This is a genomic window from Pontibacter russatus (assembly GCF_009931655.1).
GTDB classification, from domain to species: domain Bacteria; phylum Bacteroidota; class Bacteroidia; order Cytophagales; family Hymenobacteraceae; genus Pontibacter; species Pontibacter russatus.
In genome coordinates this window covers 2,887,542-2,911,280 of sequence record NZ_CP047984.1, presented here as the reverse complement: position 1 = coordinate 2,911,280, position 23,739 = coordinate 2,887,542, and the positions used below count along the sequence as shown (strand labels likewise).

Genomic DNA, 23,739 nt, shown 5'->3' with positions numbered 1-23,739 from the left:
GCACAGGATGAGGGGAAAACATAAGGCCTCACAGCGTCTTCCAGACCTGTGAGTGTCCTGGTCGCTACGCCGCAAGCGCTTGCGGCATCAGACGCTCGCGGGTCTGAAAGACACCGCGAGGTCAGGAGGAGCATATGCAGTTGCTTTGTGCCAGTAGATTTCTCAATATATACATCCTGAAAATCCTGATTCAGACAACCACCACCAACCTATCCGCCCCCACACGTACATAAGTATTCACAACCAACATATATAAAACCATGGGATTATTAAGCGGCATGATGGGACACGCCTCGGAGGTGTCTATCGAAAAACTGGCGAAAGAATTCGAGCCGATCCTAATCGACGAGGAGCGCATCGAACGGGCGTACCGCCTGATCCGGGACATGCTGGTGTTCACCAACAAGCGTCTGATTCTGGTGAACAAGCAGGGCCTCACCGGCTCCAAAATCGACTACCAGAGCATTCCCTACGGCAGCATCAAAACGTTCTCGAAAGAGAGCGCCGGCATGATGGACTTTGACGCGGAACTGAAGATATGGCTGACCGGAGAGACCACGCCCACCATCAAGCAGGACTTCCGCAAAGGCGACAACATCAACGAGGCGTACCGGGTGCTGAGCAAGTATGTGCTGAAGTAGGCTACCGTCTCCACCTACTCACTTTTATGAGGCTTAAAGCCCCAGGTCCTACTCCTGCGTCCTTTATGCCAGCAGGCCCTCCGGGTACTCCACTTTGGCCAGGGAAAGGCCTTCTGCGGGGGCTGCCCCGCTGGACTTGCGTCGGTCCTGGCTGGTGATGATTTGCCCGAACTGCTGCACCGTCAGTTTGCCGCGCCCCACGTCCACGAGCGTGCCGACGAGGAGCCGCACCATGCCGCGCAGAAAACGGTTGGCCCTGATGGTGAAGACCAACTCCTCCCCCTGCTTCCGCCATATAGCTTCATATATATGGCAGCGGTAGTGCGTGGTGTCGCCTTTCACTTTGCTGAAGGTGGTGAAGTCTTCATGCTGCAGCAGGAGCGCGGCAGCCATGTTCATCTGCTTTATATCCAACGGGCGGCTGTGGTAGTAGGCGTGGTAGCGCCGGAAGGGATTCTTGGCGAAAGTGATATGATAGTGATAGGTGCGGGCGTGGGCATCGAAGCGGGCATGGGCATCGTCCGGGACTTCATATAGGCTGATGGCGGCGATGTCGGTTGGCAGGATGCGGTTGAGGCGGTATACCACCTGCTGCGCGTCGAGCGGCTGCGCCACATCGAAGTGCGCAAACTGCTGGCTGGCGTGTACGCCGGTGTCGGTGCGGCCGCTGCCGGTGGAACTGACGGGCTGGCGCAGCACCTTGCTCAGGCAGTCGTCCAGCACCTCCTGCACCGACAGGGCGTTGGGCTGCACCTGCCACCCGTGGAAGCGCGTGCCGTCGTAGGCTATCTCCAGAAAGTAACGCATAGGTGGCAAAGGTATAAAAATAACCCGCAAGCCCTATATGCCTGCGCGTTGCCCCATGCTTTTGTAGCCGCGGTTACTCTATACCTCCGGAACTTCTGCCTTGCGCCGCAGGTAGCGCTTCTCTATCTCCTCCATCACCATCGACGCCAGGTGCTTCAGCATTCTCTGGTCGCTTTCCACAAACTCGCGGGGTTGTTTATCCACCAGGCAGAAGGTGCCGATGTTCAGGCCGTCTGCCGTTGTGAGCGGGGCACCCGCGTAAAACCGGAGGCCAAAGTTGCCGGAAACCAGCGGGTTGGCCAGCAGGCAGGGTTCGGTGGCGGCATTGGGGAAGATGGTGAGTCCCTCGTTCAGCACCGCCAGCGAGCACAGGCTCTCGCCCCGGCGCGCACTCGCCACGCCTTCCATGCCCACATTCGCCTTAAACCACACCCTGTCCGCATCCACCAGCGAAACGAGCGCAATCGGCACATTGAACATGTGCGTGGCCATGGCCGCTATATGGTTGAAGGCTCCCTCCTCGGGCGTGTCCAGTATGTCGTACTCCTTCAGTTTCTGCAATCTATCTTCTTCGTTATCAGGAATGATGCTTACCCCGATAAACGTGTTATGAATTTCCCGTTCCGTCACGCGCTTTGACCTATTTTGATGGAGGCAGCCGATGCTCCCCTGGATTTATATATGGAATTGTTGCTATGGAGACTTGTTTGTGCGGCAGCCACGTTTTGGTGCTATCCACTAACAAGGCATACGTAGACCGGCTTGTGTGTAGTTCTGAAAAAGTGAAAAAAAGTATAAAAATAAGTAATAGGCGACTCCGCAAATGGAGGCAGCCGCTTTTGCTTTGAAGCCTCCCCAGGAGCTCGCAGGAGCTCCCGAAATGCTTCGGGGAAAGTGTGCACGCTGGGAGGCCTGGGCTTTACACTTTCTCATATATCACCGCGACACCCTGGCCTACGCCCACGCACATGGTGGCCAGCCCGTATTTCACGTTGTCGCGGCGCTTCATTTCGTGCAGCAGCGTGGCAGAGATGCGGGTGCCGCTGGCCCCGAGCGGGTGGCCTATGGCGATGGAACCGCCGTTTACGTTTACTTTTTCCTGGTCCAGGTTGAGTTCACGCATGCAGGCCACGGCCTGCGCGGCAAAGGCCTCGTTCAACTCTACCAGGTCGAGGTCGTGGAGCTGCAGGCCAGCGCGCTTCAGGGCTTTGTGCGTGGCAGGCACCGGCCCGATGCCCATATATGCCGGGTCTACGCCAGCCACGGCGGCAGCCACCACGCGCGCCATTGGGGTGAGGTTGTAGCGCTTCAGCACGTCCCCGCACACCACGATGGCCGCCGCGGCCCCGTCGTTGATGCCTGATGCGTTGCCCGCCGTCACAGTGCCGCCCTTTTTAAAAGCAGGGGCCAGCGTGCTCAGTTTCTCCACCGACGTCAGGCGCGGGTGCTCGTCGGTATCGAATGCTATATCCCCGCCTTTGCGCTGGGGTATATATAGAGGCACTATCTCGCCTTTGAACTTACCGGCCCCGGCGGCGGCCTGGTATTTCACCTGTGAGAGATGGGCAAACTCGTCCTGGGTTTCACGTGAAATGCCGTAGCGCGCTGCCACGTTCTCTGCCGTTTCGCCCATGCCGTACGGGTAGTGGAGCTTGGAGAGTTTTTCGTTGACGAAGCGCCAGCCGATGGTGGTGTCATATACCTCGGCGGTGCGCCCGAAAGCCGTCTCTGACTTGCCCATCACAAAGGGCGCGCGCGTCATGCTCTCCACGCCGCCGGCTATATATGCCTCGCCGTCGCCGCAGGAGATGGCCCGCGCGGCGTCGATGATGGATTGCAGCCCGGAGGCGCACAGCCGGTTCACGGTCACGCCGCCGATTTCCTTGGGGAGCCCTGCCAGCAGCACCGCCATGCGCGCCACGTTGCGGTTGTCCTCGCCAGCCTGGTTGGCGGCCCCCAGCACGACGTCCTCAATCAGTTCGGGGTCCAGCATGGGGTTGCGCGCCATTATTTCCCTTAATACGTGCGCCGCCATATCATCGGGGCGGACGGTGCTGAGGGCGCCCCCGAACTTGCCGACCGGGGTCCGGATGATATCCACTATATAGGCCGCGCGCATCTTATTTTTGTTTTACAGGTCTTTGTCTAATTTTGCATCTCATGGCAAGTTAATCAACCCCCTTATGATACAAAGAATTCAATCCGTGTTTCTGTTCCTGCTGGTGGTGGCGATGGTGGCGATGCTGTTTCTGCCGCTCTGGTCTAAAACTGATACCATCACCCGCGAAACGGTCGTGCTTACGGCCTGGAACCTTAAGTCTACCGTCCTGAACGCGGAGGGTGAGCCTGCCGGGGCCGGCACGCTTCCGGAGCGCGGCACCTTTGCCATCGGCCTGCTGGCGATTGCCGCCGCCGCGATCGCCGCCTACGAGATTTTCCAGTTCAAAAGCCGCCTGACCCAGATGAAACTGGGCCTGCTGAACACGCTGGTGCTGGCCGCCCTTGTTGGCACCACACTCTATTACGCGCTGTACGTGGGCGCGGACATGGTGGAGGCAGACGGCAACGGCTCGTACCACTCCGGTTTTTATATGTCGCTGCTCGCGCTGCTGCTGAACGCCCTCTCCAACCGCTTCATCAAACGCGACGAAGACCTGGTGCGGTCTGTAGACAGGCTAAGGTAATTTTGAATAACTGAGTTTTGAATAACTGAATTAGAGCGGAGAACGCTTTAAAAAGAAAAGCCGCTTCCGGATTAACTTCCGGGAGCGGCTTTTATATATAACTCTCTAAAGTTGCGACAGGGACCCGGCAAATAAGTCTGTCGTAGATTCCCCTCCTCGGAGGGGTTAGGGGTGGGTATTTACACCTTCCGGTGTTCCTTAACCCATTCTTCAATCTCCTTGGTAACATTGGAAAGGTTATGCTTTATTTCGGCATCATCAAACCGAAGGAATCTGACACACCTAAGCTTTCGAGCGTCGCTTGCCTTGCTACGTCTTCCGTATGCTTATAGTCGTGAATGTCTCCATCCACTTCAATGGCTAACACCAATTCTTTGCAATAGAAGTCAACGATGAAATTGCCTAACGGCTTCTGCCTGTCGAAATCAAGCCCGGGCAGTTGCCTGTTCTTTAGCTCATTCCAAAGTAGCGCCTCCGAAAGCGTGCTATTATGGCGGAGTTACTTTGCCAATTCTTTCAAATAAGGCTTATATGATATAATTCTGCGCTTCATGTTGCAAAGATTACCCACCCCTAACCCCTCCAGGGAGGGAAATTTTCTGATTTAACTTCTAAACTTTCTAACTCCACCCTATCTCCTGCCATTGCTGTACCGCTCCAGTTCCTCTACGCTGCTGTCGAAGCTGAACGCGTCGTATATGTAGTAGAAGTGCTCACGGTCGCAGAGGTAGTCGTAGGCGTATTTGGCGAATTCCACACGGGCGTTTTCGAACTCAAACTCCTGCAGCACGCGCTTCAGGTCCTCTGCCGCGATGCTGCCGTTGCGCACGGCCTCCCGGGCGATGCTCATTTTGGTGCTCTCGGAGTCGCGGCTGCGCATGGTCTGCACCAGGTGGTCCATTTCCTCGGCTGTCAGCAGGTTGCGGCAGGCATCGTCGTCGTAGTCTTCGTAGCGGGGAGGCGTGCGGTCATTGCGGTCGTCATGCCTTGGTTCCTCATAGCGGCCGTCATGCCTGCGGTCTTCATACCGGTCAGGGTAGCGCGGCACCGGCACCACGACAACGGGCGGCGCTACCCGTACTTCGCGGAGCAGGCGCAGGTAGGCCTTCCCGCTTCTGCCCACAGTGCGCACGCCATAGTTGGACTCCACCCCGTTCCGTACAAGCACGCGCTGCCCCAGATTATATACGCCATGCCGGCTCCTGACCTTGAACTCGAGGTAATGCCTGCCCGGCCGCAGGTTGTTCAGGCGCACGAACGTGGAGGGCGTATGGTTGATGGTCTGCCCGTCCAGCCTTACCTGGAACAGCTCGCCCCGCTCGGCTTTGAAGGTGAGGACGGAGGCTTGTGCCCATACCGGCAGCGCCAGCAGCACAAGCAGGATCGGAAGTAGAAGCTTTTTCATCAGGAGTATAGGTTTTAGCTTATACTCCTGAGAAGCCAATTATTATGCCAGAAAAGGCTACTTCAGCCTGTAGTTGACGCCAAGCGCCAGAGACCAGTAAATCTGCTCTGACTTTGTCGCAAACTGATTCCAGTCGTGGTGATATGAATTCTTCCCGGTCAGGTTCGTCTTGAAGAAGAGGTATTCCAGGTACCCTGTAAACCGGTTGCTGATTTTGTAGTTAAAGCCGAGGCCAGCCGTGGCAAACACATTCATGCCCCTGTCTTTCGCCTCGGTGGATGTGATAACACCGTGGCGAGTTTCCGTACTCTTTGCTTGGGTAGAGCCAAACGCAGGCATCAGGGTGGCGGTGCCATATACAGGAAATCGCCTGAAAGCCTTGAAGAGCACAAACTGAGCGGAAAGAGGAACTGCTACGGCGCGCGTTCGGGAGTAGTCTTGATACAATAAAGTATCCGCAGAACCAGGAGACCATTCCCCACTGTCTTTACTCCACCCGTAAGCAAGCCCGGCCTGCACCCTGATTCTCTCATTCACTTTGTATCCAATATTTAATGAGATAGGATGGAAGTAGCCCGACCTTATAGACCCCGAGCTTTTTGGCTCGTCGTAGTAAATGTGGTACCCAAGATTTGTTAGGCCAGCGCTTATATATAGCTTGCCCTCATCTGCGCTATCTTTTGCAGGCTGCTGCGCTATTGCCGTAAAGGAGAAAAGCAGGAAAAGGGATGGCAGTAAATATTTCATAAAGTGCCTTTTATAGCTCTCCTGTTTCGACTATAGCTTGTAGTTAATGCCTATCCCAAAAGTCTTTGGACCATATTCCGCATATGGGCTATACTTTTGTAGGTCTTTGTATATTAAGTTACCCTCCAAGTATGCATCTATGCGGCGGTTAATTCTGTACTTCAGGAGCAGTCCGCCAATAAAGAAAGTATTGAAGCCAGAACCTTCATCCGTTGCCAGAACCGTCGTGATACCCTCACGTCTTCTTATACTCTGGAATTCGGAGGCGCCGTATGTAGGCACAAGTTTGGCGGTGGTATAAAGCTGTAGTCGCTTGTTTGTGTTAAAAGGAGTGAATTCAAGCATAATTGGTACAGCCCAGCCCCAAGTGGTATTGTAGCTATCATCGTAAGTTAGTATTCCCTTATCCTCGTCCTCCTCATTCTCAAAGTATGTTCCACCAAAAGCCTCTCTGTCTTTGTCATAACCTATGCTTAACTGAACATTGAGCCTTCGATTCAGTCTGTAACCTATGTGTGGCGTTACCAAAGGCTCTATGCTCCCTCCCAGCATGCTGTTAAAAGAAAGCATATAGGATACAGTGCTTACCCCTACTCCTACATAGAACCTTTTTTCAACTTCAGCGGAAAGTTTAGCCGTATCTTGCTGCTGTGCGGCTGCCGCAAAGGAGGAAAGAAGCAGCAGGACAGCTAATAGAGATTTTTTCATCAGCATTAACTTGCTAATTGGAAGGCCTTTAGAGAATGGGGGGGTGAAAATAGTTTCTTCATATAATTAACTATATATAGATTTATTACACTAATAATATACTGTTTTACTGCCAATAACAAGGTGTTTTGTAGCTGCTTTGTAACATCGCAAATTCAACTTTTCTTTGACTCCCCTCCTTTAAAACCCCTTTCAATGCATACTCCGCCCCTTTCTGAAAGAGCTACAAGCGCAATATTGTAACATCATAAAACGAAAAAAGCCACAGGCGCTTGGCCCGTGGCTTATATATAAAGTTACGCTTTATATAGTATTTGATGGCTGGCTATCCCTCGTAGTAAAACTCGCCGTGTCTGCTGCGAATGGTCAGCTCGTTCTTGCTGCTCTTCTTCACGCGGCCAATCACCTGCGCCTCCACGCCGAATGCTTTGGAGATGGCAATCAGGTCCTGCGCGTAGGCTTCGGGCAGGTAAATCTCGAGGCGGTGGCCCATGTTGAAGACCTTGTACATCTCTTTCCAGTCGGTGTGGCTCTGCTCCTGAATCACGCGGAACAGCGGCGGCACCGGGAACAGGTTGTCTTTAACGATGTGTACTTTCTCCGTGAAGTGCAGCACCTTGGTCTGCGCGCCGCCGCTGCAGTGTACCATGCCGTGGATGTGCGGGCGGTGCTCCTTCAGTATCTCCATCACAATGGGCGCATACGTGCGCGTCGGCGACAGCACCAGTTTGCCCATCTCCAGGCCGGTTTCCTTGTTGATGTCGGTGAGGCGGTAGTTGCCGCTGTATACCAGGTCCACGGGCAGTTCCGGATCGTAGCTCTCCGGGTAAGAAGCCGAGAGGTATTTGTGGAACACATCGTGGCGGGCCGAGGTGAGGCCGTTGCTGCCCATGCCGCCGTTGTACTCGTCTTCGTAGGTGGCCTGCCCGTAGGAGGCGAAACCCACAATCACATCGCCGGGCTGTATGGTGTGGTTCGAGATCACCTCGTCGCGGCGCATGCGGGCCGTCACGGTGCTGTCCACAATGATGGTGCGCACCAGGTCGCCCACATCAGCCGTCTCGCCGCCGGTGCTATAGATGCCCACGCCGTTGTCGCGGAGCATCTGCAGCACCTCTTCGGTGCCGTTGATAATGGCCGCAATCACCTCGCCCGGAATCAGGTGCTTGTTGCGCCCGATGGTGGAGGACAGCAGGATGTTGTCGGTCGCGCCCACGCACAGCAGATCGTCAGTGTTCATTACCACGGCATCCTGGGCGATGCCTTTCCACACGCTCAGGTCGCCGGTCTCTTTCCAGTACATATAGGCCAGCGACGACTTGGTGCCGGCCCCGTCGGCGTGCATGATAGCGCAGTACTCCGGGTCGTTGGTGAGGATGTCGGGGATGATCTTGCAGAATGCTTTCGGGAAAAGCCCTTTGTCTATGTTCTTGATGGCGTTGTGTACGTCTTCTTTAGAGGCAGAGACGCCGCGGCGCAGGTATCTATTTTCCATAAATAAGTATGGTTTGCCAGCAAATTTACGAAGCATGTGGGAATAAGAGCGATAAAAAGCCAGAAAGATGGGAATGGGAAAACCTAGAGAAACTAAAAGTGCACTTACTTATCATGGAACAGCCCTGCTGCCGGGACTGAATAACGAGCATAGCACTTGGCTCCTTACTTATCAGCCTTATGATTAAGATCGAATGTATACTGCACGCTAAGCCTTGCCAGTCCTGCCAGCCCTACGGATTGCCTTTCCACTTCGGTTGTTACGATTTCTTCTCCTAAAAAGTACTCTGTGCGAGTTTCTTTGGCCGCTACCTTGAAAAGAGGCCAGGAAAAGCCTAACTGTCCATTGAACTTAAAGCTGCGCCATAGGTAACTGTAGCTCAGCGCAGGGTCAATGTGCATTCCCCATAGCCCCTCGGTTACACTTGGCTTGTACATCCCTCCCTGATCTTTATGATACAAATCATCATAATTTGAATATGAAATCCTGACCGCAGCGGCCATTTCAGATTTTTTTACTTTTCTCCCGGAGCTAAGCTGCCAGAACAGGCTCCAGTAACCGGTCTGTACGCTGGAAATAAAATAACCGGTTCCCTTCTCGGATTCACGATAAACATCCACGTAAAACTTACCTGCTCCGACATATGTCTCAAACCTTTTAGACGAATTAGCATCCGGTCTCCAAAAATACCCTAAACCACCTGCAAGCGCCTGGTTGTCTTTTTTGTAATAAGATGGGTGCCCCCCTAACATTCCCGCTAAAAGACTCCTGTTTCTCGACCATCCGTTATGAAGCGTTCCAGTGGCAAACACTGCCAGATGGTCGCTAAGGGCATAAGAAAGGTTAATATCCACTCCCCGGCCTATTCCCAATGAAGTATGTAGCTGATTCCTTTGAGCGTGCAGCGGCATTACTAAAGCAGGCGGTGTATAGTGCTTTCTTTGCGCGTGAAGGTTACCAGAGGCAAGTGCCACAAGGCATATAGCAGGCCCTGTTAAAATGATGCTCTTAGCAATCGATTTCTTTAAAATGCACCTGACATTCATCACATTAAGTTTGATTACAGCACCCCTGATACATTAACCTGTTGCGATATAACAAGAAGGACGGAAACAACAGCCGCCTTTTTACAACTATAATCTGAGATGAATGTGGAGTCTTTCCAAGAAGATACTTCGGGACAGGCCGACCTTCTGGGCCAGAGGCCCGGCATCATAATCCGGCGCAAAGGCTCTCGGGGTATATATACGTCCTATATAACAAAACGGGCAGCAGGAGAAGACCTCCTGCTGCCCGTTTACTTTGTAGCGCTACACTGATTACTCCTGTATACGCACCACCTTGAACTCGGTACGGCGGTTGCGCTGATGTTCTTCTTCGGTGTCGGCGTTGCGCACCACCGGGCGGCTCTCGCCGTAGCCTTTGGCCGTGATGCGGGAGCGGTCGATGCCCTTCGAGATGATGTACTCCACGGCAGACTCGGCGCGGCGCTGCGACAAATCTTCGTTATACACATCGCTGCCGCGCGCGTCGGTATGGGAACTGAGTTCTATCGAGATTCCGGGGTTGTCTTCCAGCACCTGCACCAGTTTGTCCAGTTCCAGGGCGGCATCCGGGCGTATATCAGCCTTGTCGAAGTCGTAGAAGATGTTTTCGAGCACAATGGCCTTCTCCTTCACAATCTCGTTCAGCACCAGTTCTGCCGTCAGCCGCACCTCGTTCACATCTTTCGTCAGTTCCTGCTGCGACGGCATTTTGCCTACCGTCGTGATGCGCTCGCGCGCCGTGAAAAAGCCGGGCTTCTCCGAAACCAGCGAGTAGGTGGAGGCCGAGTCGAGGGCGAAGGTGAACTGGCCGTTCGCGTCCGTGCTTGCCATCGTCAGCACCTTGCCGTTCGCATCCTGCAGCAGCACAGTGTTGTCAGGCACTACCGTGCGCTGCTGCCCTGCGCCATCCCGCTGCTGGTACAATATGCCGTCCACGAAGAAGTTAACCAGTTTGCGGTCCGTTCTCACGAAGCGGTAAATGTCGTCGCCGCCCTTGCCGCCTTCGCGGTTGGAGGAGAAATAGCCGATGTTGCCTTCCCCTATATATATCCCGAAGTCATCGCCGGGCGAGTTGATGGGCTGGCCCATGTTCACGGGCTTCCCATTCTCGATGCGGAACAAATCCAGGCTGCCTAAACCGGGCAAACCATCGGAGGCTATATATACCGTGCCGTCCGGCCCCACCGACACGAAGCTCTCGTTGCCGGGTGTGTTAATATCCGGCCCCAGGTTCTCCGGCGTGGAGAAGCGGCCCTTGTCGTCGAGGGTGGTTTTGTAGATGTCGTTGCCGCCCAGGCCGCCTTTGCGGTTGGAGGAGAAGTACAGCGTTTTGCCGTCCGGCGAGAAAGCCGGGGAAGAGTCCCAGGCCTCGCGGTCGCTGATGCTGAGGATTTGCGGCGTGGTCCAGGCGCCGGAGCGGAGGTTGGACAGGAAGAGATCCACGTTCCGGCGGCCTTTCTTGGTGCCCTGATTGCCCCGGGCAAAAATCATGGTGGTTCCCTCGTTGGTGAAGGTGGCCAGCGCGTCGTGGATATTTTCTGCGTTGATGTTCTCATATGGCCGCACGGCCCCTCCCATCGCTGCGGCAGAGTCGGTGAGCGTGGCGGTATATAAATCGAGGAAGCCTTCGCCGTTGCCCATATACTCCTTGCCCGGCCCGCGGGTGGAGGAGAACACCAGTTCGTTCTCGCGCACATATGGCGCAAACTCCGAGGCCTCAGAGTTCAGCGCCTCCAGGTTCTCTATCTCGTAAGGAGTGCTTTTTTTGAGGATGGTGCTGATGGTGCTGAGGTTCTCTACCTCGCGTGCGGCCTGTGCCTTCAGCTGCGGGCTGGTGCCTACGCGCACATAATCCTGCAGTTGCCGGAGGGCCTCCTCGTACTGGCCGTTGGCTTTCAGGGCAATGCCATAGTAATAATAGGCGTCTTCTTTGCGGAAGTTGGCGTCAAGCGCGGCTTTGTAGAACGGCGCAGCCTCTGCGATGCGGTTAGACAGGCGGTAGGCTTCGGCGATTTTGTAGTTTACCTCCCCCGCATTGCCGGCGCTGCCAAGGCCCTGCTTATAAAACTCGATGGCGCGCTCGTACTGCTCCTCCCCAAAGCGCTTGTCGCCTTTGCTGATGTACTGGCCCGCACAGCCGCCCAACAGCAGCAGGAGCAGCAGGAATGCACTTATCGTTTTGAGTTGTTGCGCAATGGTCTTAAGTGGCAGCGTTGCATGCATGAACACGTGTGGTTAGGTTTCGCCGAATCAGAAGTAACGGGAAAGCCAGCTGTTGCCGGCAGGCTTCGGCCATGCCTCCTGCAGCTCCCCGTAATTATTCACCAAGGTATCAAAGTAAAGGGTATTCTCATCTATCTCGCCCGCCGAAACTTTGCTTTTCAGCTCCTGCATCGGCACCATCTCTACCGCTCCGGCCTTCAGGAAAGCCAGTCGGGTGCGGTCGAAGAAAGTGACCTGCAGCAGTTGCTCCAGTTCCCGCACAAACCCTACCGACTTGTCGATGGAGCAACCGCTGGCGGCGACGGCCGTCTCGTTATTGGCCAGTACCAGAAACTGGTGGTGCAGCAGTTCAGCCGAGGCCTGAAGGCCAGCGCCGTGGCTGCTCCACTCTTCTGCAAAACGTTGCAGCAGCGGTTTTATTTTAGCCTGCTCCGCCTCCGTTAAAGGCCTGTTAGCCTGGTATATCCAAAGCCGCGCATGTGGCGGCAGTTCGTTAAAAGGGATGTACATTTTGGTTGGGTTGATTGTTTGTTGGTTGTTGTTGGTTGCTGATTGCTGATTGTTAAATGGTTGAATTATATATGAAATGGATTTTCAGCAATTCAACCATTTAACAATATAGCCATTTAACAATCAACAATTAACAACCAACAATTACTTGCTAAGCCCTTCGGCCTGCGCGACGAGCTCGGCGATGTCGAAAACTTGTACGTTTTCTTCCTGGTCCTTGTTCTTCACGCCGTCGTTCATCATCACCATGCAAAACGGGCAGGCCGTGGCAATCACGCTGTTTCCGGCAGTGCCCAGCGTAGCGAGTGCCTCTTCTGTGCGCTCGATGTTGATATCCTTCCGGCCCGGCTCCGGCTCCTTGAACATCTGGGCACCGCCGGCGCCGCAGCAAAGGCCGTTGGCGCGGCTGCGCTTCATCTCCACCAGGTCGGCATCTAGAGCGGCCAGCACCTCGCGCGGCGCCTCATATATGTTGTTGGCACGGCCCAGGTAGCAGGAGTCGTGGTACGTAATGCGGCGGCCCTGGAAGGCCTCGCCTCCCTTTACATGCACCTTGCCTTCGTTAATCAGTTGCTGCAGAAAGGTAGAGTGGTGTATTACCTTATAGTTTCCGCCCAGGTCCGGGTACTCGTTTTTGATGGTGTTGAAGCAGTGTGGACAGGCCGTCACGATTTTCTTCACGTTGTAGGCGTTCATCACCTCGATGTTGGTGATGGCCTGCATCTGGAACAGGAACTCGTTGCCCGCACGCTTGGCGGGATCGCCGGTGCAGCTTTCCTCGGTGCCCAGCACAGCATACTTCACGCCCACGTGCTCCAGAATCTGCACAAAGGCCCGCGTCACGCGCTTGTAGCGGTCATCGAACGCGCCCGCACAACCCACCCAGAACAGGATTTCCGGCTCTTCGCCGCTGGCAGCCATCTCCGCCATAGTAGGCACTTTCACTAGTCTTCTATTTTCTTTCATCTGGGTTTTTGAAATGGACGAAGGACTGTTTGACAAAAGATAAAGGACTTAAAACTCAGGTCCTGTATCATGTAGTCTTTTATCCTTTATCTAAAAATTCTTTTGTCTAATTTTTACTCGGCATATATAGCTCCTCCGCCCAGTTAAAGCGGTCGGCTGGGGAAAAGGCCCAAGGGGCGCCGTTGTTCTCGATGTTGGTGAACATGGCGTTCAGCGAAGCCGGTGCGGCAGACTCTTCCAGCACCAGGTATCGGCGCAGGTCCATGATGGTGGAAAGCTGGTCGATGTTCACCGGGCAGGACTCCACGCAGGCGTTGCAGGTGGTGCAGGCCCAGAGTTCCTCCGGCGTGATATAACCGCGCAGCAGGGTGTTCTCCTCCGTCACATGCACGCGCTCCACCCCTAACTCCTTGTAGTGGTTCGGGGCGAAAATAGCCGGGTGCTCGCCTTTCTCCTCCATCCTGTCGCGGGTGTCCATCACGATTTTGCGCGGAGAAAGCAGTTTCCCGGTGATGTTGGCCGGGCAAACCGATGTGCAGCGGCCGCACTCGGTGCAGGTGTAGGCGTCCATCAGTTGCTTCCATGCCAGGTCTTCCACGTCTTTGGCACCGAAGCGCTGGATAACCATATTGCCTTCCGCATCCACCTCCGGGGCAGGCGGCTGGTAGCTCGGGTCCAGCATGGCCTTTATCTCATGCGTTATCGCCGGGTTTGTCGTGAACTTCCCCTTGGGCAGCAGCTTGGAGTAATACACGTTGGGGAAAGCCATGATGATGTGGAAGTGCTTCGAGCTCGGCAGGTAATTCATAAACGCCAAAATACCCAGGATGTGGAACCACCAGCCGATGCGGCCCGCCATATATAAGGTTTCCGGGTCGCTGCCCAGCGCATTCACAAACAGGGAGCTGATGGGGTAAGCCCCGGCTATATGGGTGCCCCGCAACTGCGCCAGTTTCAGGTCCGAAATGTTGAACACGAAGAGCGCCAGCATCAGCACAATCTCCACCACCAGAATGATGTTGGCGTCCAGCTTCGGCCAGGCACGCATCTCTACCCCGTTAGCCAGGCGCGGCACCTTCGTAACGTTGCGCCGCCACAGGAAAACAGCGCAGGCCACAATGACCAGGGCTGCCAGTATCTCGTTGATAAACATCAACCCGCTGTACAGCACTCCGGCGAAGCCCAGGATGCGGTGCGTGCCAAAGACGCCGTCAATCAGAATCTCGATTACTTCGATGTTGATGACCAGAAAGCCGACATACACGAACAGGTGCAGCACGGCAGGCAGCATGCGCTTGAACATTTTCTGCTGCCCGAACGCCACCAGCAGCACCTTGCTGAGGCGCTCCGACGGGTTATCGGCCAGCACTGTGTCCCGACCCATCAGCACGTTTTTGCGGATCTTGCGGATCTGCCAAACAAACAGCCCGATGCCGACGGCAGCCACTACCAAAAAGATGATATTCTCTATTCCTATCACGGCAAACTATTCGTTATACATACTAATTTATAGTTAAAGATAGCAGAATACGCAGAATAATATACGTTGCAGGCGCTTTATAAAATATTTTACCGGATTCTGTTTGCTACTTAAAAATTGGTTGCTACTTTTGCATACCCTTCGGAATTAGGGCAACAACAGAGCTGGTGATGTAGCTCAGTTGGTAGAGCAAAGGACTGAAAATCCTTGTGTCGGTGGTTCGATTCCACTCATCACCACAGAAACCCTTGCCAGAAACGGCGAGGGTTTTTTGTTTATATGCTTCTATATTGAAGAAAACGTGAGACAAGGCCAGTGTATCACCTACGGATTAAAAGCCACAGGCTCGCCTTTCCACCGACATGCTTATTACCTTCTAATAGCCTCTACCACGATGAATCTTCCTCAACGGGACAAGCTTGCTCTAGTTAGCAGATCGAGCACCTTACCTCCTGGCATAATACTGATAGAAGCATGCCGATGCGCCAGAGCAACAGGCACAATTGCATTATCGTAAAGGTCGAGTTCAAAATGTCGTATTAGATCGCAGGCTCTCTCTACAAGGGATCCATATTGGGCAATATCGGCTTTCATTTGAGCAAACTCTGCGGAGTTGTAACCAATGCCTTTATTTTCGAACGGGTAAGGCAAAGCAAAGTTAAATATGCGACCTCGTTCTGTCTTAAACAGGAAGTCCTGTCCATAATAGGTTTCATGCCCAAAGTTGGCAGATGGCGTGGAACTGCCAGTAATGTATTTGCTTCGGTAGTCATCATCTATTAACCGCAAGACGCCTTTACCCTTCGGAAGAAAGCGTTCGAGCAAAAGTGCATGGTCCATAACGGCGCCCGTTTTTTGTAGCCCCAGCACGAGCAAGGGCTCGAACCCAAGTCCTGCCAGTTTAAGATTAGCTCTGTAAAGCAAACTCATTATTCGCTTGTGTAACTTTGCAGGTTCTCCGAAAAGAGCCAATGGGCCATCAACCACAAAGGCAATCCTTGCAAGAACCTGTACATGCGCAGTATCCCTTAAGAGTTCAAGTATGAAAGCTGCTAGCAGCAGATGCTCTACTACATTCATCATGCGTGTCATTGCACTCGCATTGTTGCCAAAATCACTTATGCCCTCATGAAGGCGTAGCCAGTCTGTTGCATATATAGTTGTCCTGCAGGCTGGGCAGCTGTGGGTTTGGGCGCTTTGAGTAAATTCTAAATGTTCTATTGGCTCACTGCACTCTGCTGAAGGACAGGCTTTAATTGTGATGAGGTCATCATTCAATGTAAGGAGAGTTTCGGTAAGCACCATTCGATTAGCACCCTCACGTCTGTTAGCTGTAAGCTGATCATATACTGCCCGGCGGAAACCATCACGCACATTAGCAGAACCGCGATATAAAATATTGCTACCGGGCAACACATATGTAATTGGCTGCGCGTTACGGTGCATTTCAGCCACTTTAAATGGATCTACAAAGCGTGAACGCGGATCAATCAGCTCAGCATATTTGTCCATAGCAATTAGCACATGGCTGACTTTTATAAACCCGAGCTGTGTACTTGGCAATTTATCATTAATGGGATTGTCGCTCTTGCTGGCATCTGATGCTACAACGAAGTTTGGCAATCGTGGTGGATGCCCAGCAGGAGCATTTATAAAAGTCGAAATAATCGCTTCTGCTTCAGCATCTGAGGGTGGCTTCATATAGTCACAATCAGATAAGAAACGTTGCACATCCGGATTACGCACAAAGTCGGCGTGCCCTCCCTTTCCAGCAGTTTCTCGGTTGTATGGCATTGGTTCATTAATGCAAACTAAAAGTCTGCTGCGCTTTGGTGATACGTTCGATTTCAGCTTTGATCTCACTCGGTGTGAAGCGATTGATCTGCGTTGGGATGACAAACGGTGAAGACAGAGTTTTGATGCGTGCAAAACCCACATCCTGGGCAGCCTTCAGTGATTTAACGAAATGACTAAAGTCGTAGAACTTCCCAAGAGTCTTAAGCTCATCATCGTTGTTCAGGTGCGTCACAAACCAGTTTTCTGTGTTAGCCAGTATGTTCGGATGGACCGAAGACGGCTCCTGTGTCGCGTACACAAAGGCAATGCGTGCTTTAGCTCCCTCCTTAGCAAGGCGTGGCCATGTATCGGTTAGCTCGGCATTTTTACCGATCAGGTTGTGAGCTTCTTCAACGTAAATAACCATGTTTTGAGGCATCTTTCCCTCATTCATTATGGTTGTTTGACGGTCAAAAATGCGACTGGCTATACGCTTTGATAAAACTTTCCGAATCTCAACTGGACCAGCCGAAAGATCCAGAATAACGATTTTGCCAGCATCTAAATGTCCTAATATTTCGTCCGTCACATCAGCAGAGCGGCGAGGAGAATGGTAAGGAGTATACTTCTGAATAGCACGCCAACCACCGAAACTCTGCCTTCTACTATTTTCACGTGCAAGGATATTTAAAAACGCCTCAAGAGTAGGGTCAACCCAAGAGTTCCCAGGCGTCGATGATACCAAGCCAATTGTAGGCTGCTGTTGTTGGGCCTGAGCCTGCTTTATTGCCAAATTAATTTGCCGCAGTTGTTCAAACCATGCACTTGCTTCATCAAGAGCCACATATTCCGATGCTGGAACTCTTACAGTTACCGGTGGAGTTTGGGCATTAGCCCAAGCATTTAGCTGACGAGTGAGCGCAGCAGCAACTGGGACTCTAACCTGAAATCCTGCCGGAGCAGGGTATCCAGCTCTGTGTAAAATGCACTGAAAAACTGCTTTATGTCTCTCCCAGCGCGTGTGCTCTGATCTTGCAGAAATATTAGGTTCCTCAAGCGTAGATGACATGAACGCGTCAAGATCCTGTCCTGAGAATGGTGATTTATCATTCTTGAAGAGGGATTGTATTAAGTTTAATGCCTGATCAGACTCTTGATAGAAGTTCGTCCGTAGATCCTCAAATCCATGCGTTTCGATTGCACGGTATCGAACTGTCGATGTAGGAAATACATCTGCAATAGAACTACCGTCGTCTTGGTGGTTAGCATTAGCATACTCTCCGTTGATGTCAAAAATAAGTTGACCAACTTTGATCCCATCTTTCAATGCAGCAAGAGCAACGGCCGACACTGTAGTTTTTACAGTGTTAGATTTACCAGTGCGCGTCATACCAAACATCGCTGTTCTCCTAGCCAAAAAGTCTGTTGGCTGAATCATAACGTCAACAAGCTTCTCCTTAGCCCTATGCATCCGTGCTGTGGAAGTGAAACGCACAGTACCAATTTTGATTGGTGATGGAACGCTTTTGAATCCAGCTTTTTGAGCATCTTCAGCTGCACTTTTACGCACCTCAGGATTGACATGATTAACAATCATTGCTAAGGCTTCACCAGTAGGTTTGTACGCCCGTAGGCGGGACAGCGTCATGAAGTTCTCTATATCACTCCCTAAGCGGAGCTGCCCATCTTCTACATAGAAGGTCCCGAGAATACTACATCGTAATCCTCCTGCCTGTAGCTCTGAGACTGTCATTGGATCCATTCCATCGTTGACGTCCCCAGGCAGCTTTTCGCTTGAAGTACGACGCTGATGGTGCTCGATGCGGGTGCGAACAAAGTCACTGTCTTGTGGCAGACTCACAGGCTCAAGTATTCGCAGCAAAACTACCTCTTGATCAATTACATCGGCATCAGCCATTTTATAAGGATTGAAGCCAGCAGCCACTAAAAAAGAGTTGTGGGGCAGCCCGTTAACTGCATGCTTCCAATCATCGTTTGTCAGCACGAACACCTCATCGTAGCGCATGCTGTAGACATAACCTACAAACGATTTGTTGAAATCTCCTAAAAGCTTAACTAGCTCACTACCAGCTGTTACGATTTGGTTGTAGATGTCTTTCATAGCGTATTGAATTTTAATGATAAGTGCAGCTCCGACTTATTTTCATTCGATACCTGATTAGCAATAGTGAGTATCGGTGCCTGTTGAGCAGTTGGAGTTCGCAAGGGGCCAATTGCATGCGGTGCAATGTTTTTGAGAGCGCCAAGCACAGTTATGCCAGTGTGTGGTCTTTGCCCCTCCCGTAGATCCAGACTTGGGAGTGCGCGATTACTGAAGAAAAGCTCACGCCCGACAAAACTAGCGCCACCCATAGGGTGAGCTGAATAAGTCTGATCAACTACGCGACCATCGATCCCATCGAGATTACCGTAGAGTGAACGCACCTCAGGCACATCGTCATAAGACAGCATCCAAGGAGTAGATAAATTGACCAGATACTTGCGCATTGACAGATGTGTCTTTTTATCAAAAAAGTAGCCGTACAGCTGGTCAGCCTTGTGGTAGTAAGGCGGGTCTAGGTAAAGATAAACCCCTCTTGTATGCTGGTAGCGCATGCAATACCTTTTCCAACTTACACAATCTACACGCTCTACCTGATCACGTAAGGCATACAAACTCTGCACCTGCTCAATGAGTCTCTCTGGATTGAATCGTACATCAAGCGTTCGGTTCTTTTGTTCCCAACCTCCAATAGGCCCAGCTTTGTGTAAAATACCATTAAAACTCGTGCGGTTAAGGTAAAGGCATTTCCATGCAGCAGTCCTCACATCAAGAGGATTAAGCGTTTTTTGCCTGCGCCATTCAGCAATAGATAACTTTGCAGACTCAATCTGTCTAATTAACCAATCAACATCATTTGTATTCTTGCGGCTCTTCCCAAAAACCACCTGCCAAAAGCTAGCAACAAGAGGATCTTTATCATTAAGAGCAATTCTTTCTACCCTACCTGATTCAAGCAGCCTTATTGCGGCACCAGCTCCACCGCAAAAGGGCTCTACGAAAACTTCAGCTTTCTCACCTGACGCAGCAAGCGCTTTCCAGATAAAGTCGGTAAAACGTGATTTTCCTCCAGGATAACGAAGCGGAGAGGTTAATGCCATATAGTAATATACATCTGAAATATATAAGTTCAAAGTTGCATTTGAATCTGTGTCTCGCAACCCTCCAAAACTTCAATCTAAGTTATCATCTTTATACATGCTATATATGCTTTCAAGGAAAATCCACCCTCCCCTACTCCTGGCACCTGGCCCGCAACTCCAGCAGCGCCGCCGAGTAGCCCAACTGGTGCGCCCGCGAGAAATATTCACAGGCCTCCTCTGACCGTTGCTGCGCCGCCACCACGCGCCCCAGCAGGTAGTATACCCGGCCGTTCTCCCTGTCCAGAGCCAATGCCGCCTGGTAGTCCTGCTCCGACTGCACGTAATCGCCGATCTTAAAGTAGCCGAAGCCCCGGTACGTCAGCGCCGACACCCGGTTGGGGCCCCTGCCGCTGTTGGCTAGGAAAACTGACAGGTCCTCTATCGCCTGCTCATAGTCCTTCAGGTAAAAGAGCCGCACCGCCCCCCGCGCCAGGTGGGCGCCCCACAATTGGCTGTTCAGTCGTAAGGCCCGTGTCAGGTCCTGCTCGGCTTCCTGGTACTGCTCCAGTTGCCGGTAGGTGCGCCCGCGCATGTAGTAGGCCTGCGCCGAGGGCTGCTCGCGCAGCGCTATCGCCTGGTTCAGGTCGCGCAGGGCGGCAGCGTAGTTCTCGAATACGTCTAACTCTATCTTGGCCCGCGCCTCGTAGGGCGCCACGCGCTCCGGCATAAAGCGGATAGCGTCTGACAGCAGGCGGTGCGCGCTGCTGTATTTCCCGTCTTCCATATATGCCAAAGCCGTTTTGTATTTATCCTCGCCGGTGATGCGGTCCATGCCCAGTTTCAGCAGCAGGCTGAAAAACAGCAGGCCCGCCACAAAACCGAGGGTGATGTACCAGTCTTTGCGCGAAAAGCGGTTGTCGTCGCGCTTTATGTTGCGGTAGTGGCGCTCCGACACCCCCGCCGGCTGGCGCGTGTGCGCGTAACGGGTCTCCCCGTTTGCCGGCTGGTGAACCGCCACGGCCCGCTGCTGCTGGCGCTGCATCTGCAGCCGCATGTCGTAGCGGGCGCGCTTGGCCGGATTAGACAGGGTCTGGTAGGCGGCGTTCACGAGTTTAAAGAGCTCTTCGGCCCGTGCGTTCCCCGGGTTCCTGTCGGGGTGGTACCTGAGCGCGAGCTGCTTATAAGCTCCCTTCACCTCCTTGGCGGAGGCTGTCGGGCTTACTCCCAGAATGCTATAGAAATTGTAATTCAAACAGATGCAGAGTTGAAAAAGTCAACGCTAAATTTAGCTAAATCCGGACAATATACCTCAAATTCCGTACTACACTTCTAAGTTCTTAGACTTTACGTAAATTTTTGTTTACACCCTCGTATACAGGTAAAACGCTACAAAAGCTTAAACAAACTATGGCAATACAAGACAACGGTACACGCGAACGGAACCCCAACCTTATCGAGAACCTGATGGGGTACATCGACACACGGATTGACATCATACGGCTGGAGATACAGGAGAAACTCAAGGGAGCCTTTGTGAGCGCGATACACGTCGCCCTGCTGGGTTTTGCGGCGTTCATGAGCGTTATCTTCGTGAGCATCTTCCTGGGCCTGCTGCTGAATGAACTGCTGGACAGCTCTTTCTGGGGGTTCGGCATTATAGCGCTCTTCTATGTGATTATACTGGTGGTGCTGCTTGTGGGCCTGGATAAAAAAGTATTTCAGGGCATTGCCGACAAAACTTTTGATAACACAATTTACAAATCTGATAAACGGGAAAAAAGCATATGAGCGAGTTATCCAATCCTATTTTTGACAATGAGCGGGAGTTTTTGGAGCGGCAGAAAGAAGAATATAAGAATGCCCTGAAGGGCGATGTGGATCAAATAAAGACACAGGGGCAGGAGATTGGCAAAAAAGCGGCCGTGGCAGGCGGTGTACTGCTGGCGGGCTACCTGCTGAAGCGCATGTTCAGCGGCGGCAAAAAAAAAGATAAGGCCGAAAAAGCGGAGAAGAAACGTAAGAAGAAAAAGAACAGGCACAAGCAGTCTGTTGCCACGCCCCCGGTATCCACCCCCATGATAGACTACGACGCCATCATACAGGAGCAGGAAGAAAGCTATGCTCTTGCTTCTGAGCAGCTGCTGTCTGAGCAGATGCACCACGCAGACAGCAGCCACGCGCCTCAGCACGAAGAAACTACGGCAAAGGACGCGGCAAACAAAATACTGGACTCCCCGGTGGCCAAGGTGCTGACGCAACAGGCCGTGGCGTTCCTGCTGGTGTACGCAGGTAAAAAGCTGGAAGAATACTTACACGGTGTCTCTGAAAATGACGATATTGCGGCTAAGCCCGTAGTTGAGGTTACGGAGCTAGAGACAACCGAGTATATCATTCCAAAAGAGGATGCCATTTAACCACCTTCGCCAACCACACCAACCCACAGGCAGGAAGCACTTCGCGGTGCTGCTCGACCCCGACAACCTGACGGAAGCTTCCTGCCTGCACCTGATCGCCCTGACGGCGTCTCACCCAGTAGATTTTTTCTTTGTAGGCGGCAGCCTGATCACGACAGACAACCAGGCTGGCATCATCCGGCTTCTGAAGGAGAATACGGCCACACCCGTTATACTTTTCCCGAGCAACAGCCAGCACATCGACAGGCAGGCTGACGGCATCCTGCTGCTTTCCCTTATCTCGGGCCGTAACCCGGATTTCCTGATCGGGCAGCACGTGCTTGCCGCCCCTGTCCTGAAAGCCAGCAACCTGCAGGTATACCCCACGGGCTATATGCTCATAGACACCGGCCGCCAGACCACCGCCTCCTATGTGAGCGGCACCACCCCCATTCCCTACGACAAGCCCTCGATTGCCGCCTGCACCGCCATGGCCGGAGAGTTGCTGGGCCTTCGCTATATATACCTTGACGGTGGAAGCGGCGCTCACATGCCGGTTGACCCGCAAATGATAGCCGCCGTGCGCACAGCCGTGGACGTGCCGCTGCTGGTGGGCGGGGGCATCAATACGGCAGACAAGGCCAAAGCGGCCCTGGAGGCGGGCGCCGATGTGCTGGTCATCGGCAACCATATAGAAGAAAACCCCGGCTTTCTGGCCGAGGTTTCTGCACTTGTCTCTTCTTACAATGTTGCCTTAGATGTTCATCGCTGATTCGCGGCGGCGCATCTTTCCGGCTGGTATGCCAAACATCATCTTGAAGCGGCGGCAGAAGTAAGCGGTGTCTTTGTAGCCCACCTCTTTGCCGATCTCGCGGATGCTCTTCTTGGTCGTGCGCAGCAGGAACACGGCGCGCTCCATGCGCTGGTACTCGATGTAGTCCTGCGGGTTAATGCCGGTGAGCATCTTGAAGTACTGGCCCACATAGTCCTCCGACACGTTGGCCACGTTCGACAGCACCTTGTTCGACAGGTCGCCCCCGATGTTCTCCTTGATGTAGTTGAACAAATCGATGAGGCGCGGGTCTTTGAAGTAGGTGCTGTTGGTGGCCAGCTGCTCCACAAACATCCTGTTGCGCAGGATGTGGCGCACAATCTCCACTACAATCTGCTCCGTGTACAGGCTTATCAGGCGCTCTTTCCCGGGCAGTTCCTGCATGTTCTCCTCCACCACTTTGATGACCAGGTTGGCCAGTTTGCTGTTGTTGGAGATCAGGAACGCTGGCAGGTCCAGCGAGGCGAAAAAGTTGACGGAGTCGAACACCTTGGCTTCGAAACTCACGTAGCTGTGGCTCTCCTCGGCGTCGCCGATCAGGTCAAGGTCATTGTTGCTCCTGAAGAACTTCTCCCGGTTTGTAATCAGGTCGTCGTTTGTGATAGACTTTCCTTCGCCCGAAGGCCCGTACGTAACTTTTGTGCTTCGCCCCCCCGGGATGAATAGAAGTTCCCCCTCTTCTACCATTTGCTCCTCGTTGCCGAAAAAGATGCTGCCCTTGTGAAGCAGGATCAGGTTGTTCCCCACATCATAGTAATTGCGCACCGTGAAAGGCTGTTGCAGCACCAGATTTTTGGCTTTTATGAACCGCACCCCAAGCGACTCAATAATTTTATTGTAATCTTCCATGTATGTTATAAACTAACTTTTGTAGTATAAATC

Annotated in this window: 23 protein-coding genes and 1 tRNA gene; 6 read left to right on the top strand and 18 right to left on the bottom strand. The window is 52.8% G+C overall.

What is annotated here, in order from left to right; translation table 11 throughout:
* The first annotated feature begins 260 nt into the window (after positions 1-260).
* Positions 261-641, top strand: a complete 381-nt coding sequence (locus GSQ62_RS11855; RefSeq protein ID WP_237586604.1) for a PH domain-containing protein — start codon at positions 261-263, stop codon at positions 639-641.
* Positions 642-704: 63 nt separating this feature from the next.
* Here the strand turns inward: GSQ62_RS11855 and truA are convergent, their stop codons facing one another.
* The 3 genes from truA to GSQ62_RS11840 all read right to left on the bottom strand — a co-directional run bounded on the left by truA (position 705) and on the right by GSQ62_RS11840 (position 3,567).
* The gene (gene truA, locus GSQ62_RS11850; RefSeq protein ID WP_161889696.1) at positions 705-1,448 is read right to left on the bottom strand and encodes a tRNA pseudouridine(38-40) synthase TruA; all 744 of its coding nucleotides are present in this window, start codon (positions 1,446-1,448) and stop codon (positions 705-707) included.
* A 78-nt stretch (positions 1,449-1,526) separates the two neighbouring features.
* On the bottom strand, positions 1,527-2,078 hold the full coding sequence (locus GSQ62_RS11845) for a GAF domain-containing protein (RefSeq protein ID WP_237586603.1): 552 nt from the start codon (positions 2,076-2,078) through the stop codon (positions 1,527-1,529).
* Between the two features lie 289 nt (positions 2,079-2,367).
* The gene (locus GSQ62_RS11840) at positions 2,368-3,567 is read right to left on the bottom strand and encodes an acetyl-CoA C-acyltransferase (RefSeq protein ID WP_161889695.1); all 1,200 of its coding nucleotides are present in this window, start codon (positions 3,565-3,567) and stop codon (positions 2,368-2,370) included.
* A gap of 64 nt (positions 3,568-3,631) precedes the next feature.
* On the opposite strand from GSQ62_RS11840, the gene GSQ62_RS11835 reads away from it, so the two are divergent.
* Complete coding sequence (locus GSQ62_RS11835; RefSeq protein WP_161889694.1) at positions 3,632-4,132, top strand: DUF4293 domain-containing protein; 501 nt, start codon at positions 3,632-3,634, stop codon at positions 4,130-4,132.
* Between the two features lie 244 nt (positions 4,133-4,376).
* Here GSQ62_RS11835 and GSQ62_RS20865 read toward each other — a convergent pair whose 3' ends face one another.
* The 10 genes from GSQ62_RS20865 to GSQ62_RS11785 form a co-directional block, all read right to left on the bottom strand.
* Positions 4,377-4,571: an endonuclease domain-containing protein gene (locus GSQ62_RS20865; RefSeq protein ID WP_237587146.1), complete on the bottom strand. Its 195-nt coding sequence runs from the start codon at positions 4,569-4,571 to the stop codon at positions 4,377-4,379.
* Between the two features lie 192 nt (positions 4,572-4,763).
* A complete protein-coding gene (locus tag GSQ62_RS11825; RefSeq protein WP_161889693.1) occupies positions 4,764-5,537 on the bottom strand; it encodes a DUF4476 domain-containing protein in 774 nt (257 codons plus the stop codon).
* A gap of 57 nt (positions 5,538-5,594) precedes the next feature.
* Complete coding sequence (locus GSQ62_RS11820) at positions 5,595-6,284, bottom strand: outer membrane beta-barrel protein (protein WP_161889692.1); 690 nt, start codon at positions 6,282-6,284, stop codon at positions 5,595-5,597.
* Between the two features lie 30 nt (positions 6,285-6,314).
* Positions 6,315-6,992, bottom strand: coding sequence for an outer membrane beta-barrel protein (locus GSQ62_RS11815; RefSeq protein WP_161889691.1), 678 nt, complete (start codon positions 6,990-6,992; stop codon positions 6,315-6,317).
* A 325-nt stretch (positions 6,993-7,317) separates the two neighbouring features.
* Positions 7,318-8,487, bottom strand: coding sequence for an AIR synthase related protein (locus GSQ62_RS11810; RefSeq protein WP_161889690.1), 1,170 nt, complete (start codon positions 8,485-8,487; stop codon positions 7,318-7,320).
* A gap of 164 nt (positions 8,488-8,651) precedes the next feature.
* Positions 8,652-9,536: a hypothetical protein gene (locus tag GSQ62_RS11805; RefSeq protein WP_161889689.1), complete on the bottom strand. Its 885-nt coding sequence runs from the start codon at positions 9,534-9,536 to the stop codon at positions 8,652-8,654.
* Positions 9,537-9,806: 270 nt separating this feature from the next.
* A complete protein-coding gene (locus GSQ62_RS11800; protein ID WP_161889688.1) occupies positions 9,807-11,756 on the bottom strand; it encodes an OmpA family protein in 1,950 nt (649 codons plus the stop codon).
* A gap of 27 nt (positions 11,757-11,783) precedes the next feature.
* Positions 11,784-12,266, bottom strand: a complete 483-nt coding sequence (locus tag GSQ62_RS11795) for a hypothetical protein (RefSeq protein ID WP_161889687.1) — start codon at positions 12,264-12,266, stop codon at positions 11,784-11,786.
* 144 nt (positions 12,267-12,410) lie between these two features.
* The gene (locus GSQ62_RS11790) at positions 12,411-13,196 is read right to left on the bottom strand and encodes a (Fe-S)-binding protein (RefSeq protein WP_161891423.1); all 786 of its coding nucleotides are present in this window, start codon (positions 13,194-13,196) and stop codon (positions 12,411-12,413) included.
* Between the two features lie 142 nt (positions 13,197-13,338).
* Positions 13,339-14,712, bottom strand: coding sequence for a (Fe-S)-binding protein (locus GSQ62_RS11785; protein ID WP_161889686.1), 1,374 nt, complete (start codon positions 14,710-14,712; stop codon positions 13,339-13,341).
* 166 nt (positions 14,713-14,878) lie between these two features.
* On the opposite strand from GSQ62_RS11785, the gene GSQ62_RS11780 reads away from it, so the two are divergent.
* Positions 14,879-14,951: transfer RNA gene (locus GSQ62_RS11780), tRNA-Phe, on the top strand.
* Positions 14,952-15,117: 166 nt separating this feature from the next.
* Here the strand turns inward: GSQ62_RS11780 and GSQ62_RS11775 are convergent.
* The 4 genes from GSQ62_RS11775 to GSQ62_RS11760 form a co-directional block, all read right to left on the bottom strand.
* Positions 15,118-16,506: a hypothetical protein gene (locus GSQ62_RS11775; protein ID WP_161889685.1), complete on the bottom strand. Its 1,389-nt coding sequence runs from the start codon at positions 16,504-16,506 to the stop codon at positions 15,118-15,120.
* 7 nt (positions 16,507-16,513) lie between these two features.
* Positions 16,514-18,610 (bottom strand): ATP-binding protein, encoded by a 2,097-nt coding sequence (locus tag GSQ62_RS11770; protein WP_161889684.1) that lies wholly within the window; start codon positions 18,608-18,610, stop codon positions 16,514-16,516.
* A complete protein-coding gene (locus GSQ62_RS11765; RefSeq protein WP_161889683.1) occupies positions 18,607-19,650 on the bottom strand; it encodes a DNA adenine methylase in 1,044 nt (347 codons plus the stop codon). The genes GSQ62_RS11770 and GSQ62_RS11765 overlap by 4 nt, the downstream gene beginning before the upstream one ends.
* 133 nt (positions 19,651-19,783) lie before the next feature.
* Positions 19,784-20,884 (bottom strand): J domain-containing protein, encoded by a 1,101-nt coding sequence (locus GSQ62_RS11760; RefSeq protein ID WP_161889682.1) that lies wholly within the window; start codon positions 20,882-20,884, stop codon positions 19,784-19,786.
* A gap of 155 nt (positions 20,885-21,039) precedes the next feature.
* On the opposite strand from GSQ62_RS11760, the gene GSQ62_RS11755 reads away from it, so the two are divergent.
* Genes GSQ62_RS11755 through GSQ62_RS11745 form a run of 3 tightly spaced genes read left to right on the top strand, consistent with a single transcriptional unit; the run spans position 21,040 to position 22,797 of the window.
* The gene (locus GSQ62_RS11755; protein ID WP_161889681.1) at positions 21,040-21,420 is read left to right on the top strand and encodes a phage holin family protein; all 381 of its coding nucleotides are present in this window, start codon (positions 21,040-21,042) and stop codon (positions 21,418-21,420) included.
* Complete coding sequence (locus GSQ62_RS11750; protein ID WP_161889680.1) at positions 21,417-22,046, top strand: hypothetical protein; 630 nt, start codon at positions 21,417-21,419, stop codon at positions 22,044-22,046. Before GSQ62_RS11755 ends, GSQ62_RS11750 begins: the two co-directional genes overlap by 4 nt.
* Entirely contained in the window at positions 22,036-22,797 is a 762-nt protein-coding gene (locus tag GSQ62_RS11745) for a geranylgeranylglyceryl/heptaprenylglyceryl phosphate synthase (RefSeq protein ID WP_161889679.1), read from the top strand. Before GSQ62_RS11750 ends, GSQ62_RS11745 begins: the two co-directional genes overlap by 11 nt.
* Here GSQ62_RS11745 and GSQ62_RS11740 read toward each other — a convergent pair.
* The gene (locus GSQ62_RS11740) at positions 22,780-23,706 is read right to left on the bottom strand and encodes an AraC family transcriptional regulator (protein WP_161889678.1); all 927 of its coding nucleotides are present in this window, start codon (positions 23,704-23,706) and stop codon (positions 22,780-22,782) included. The genes GSQ62_RS11745 and GSQ62_RS11740 overlap by 18 nt on opposite strands.
* Positions 23,707-23,739 lie beyond the last annotated feature (33 nt).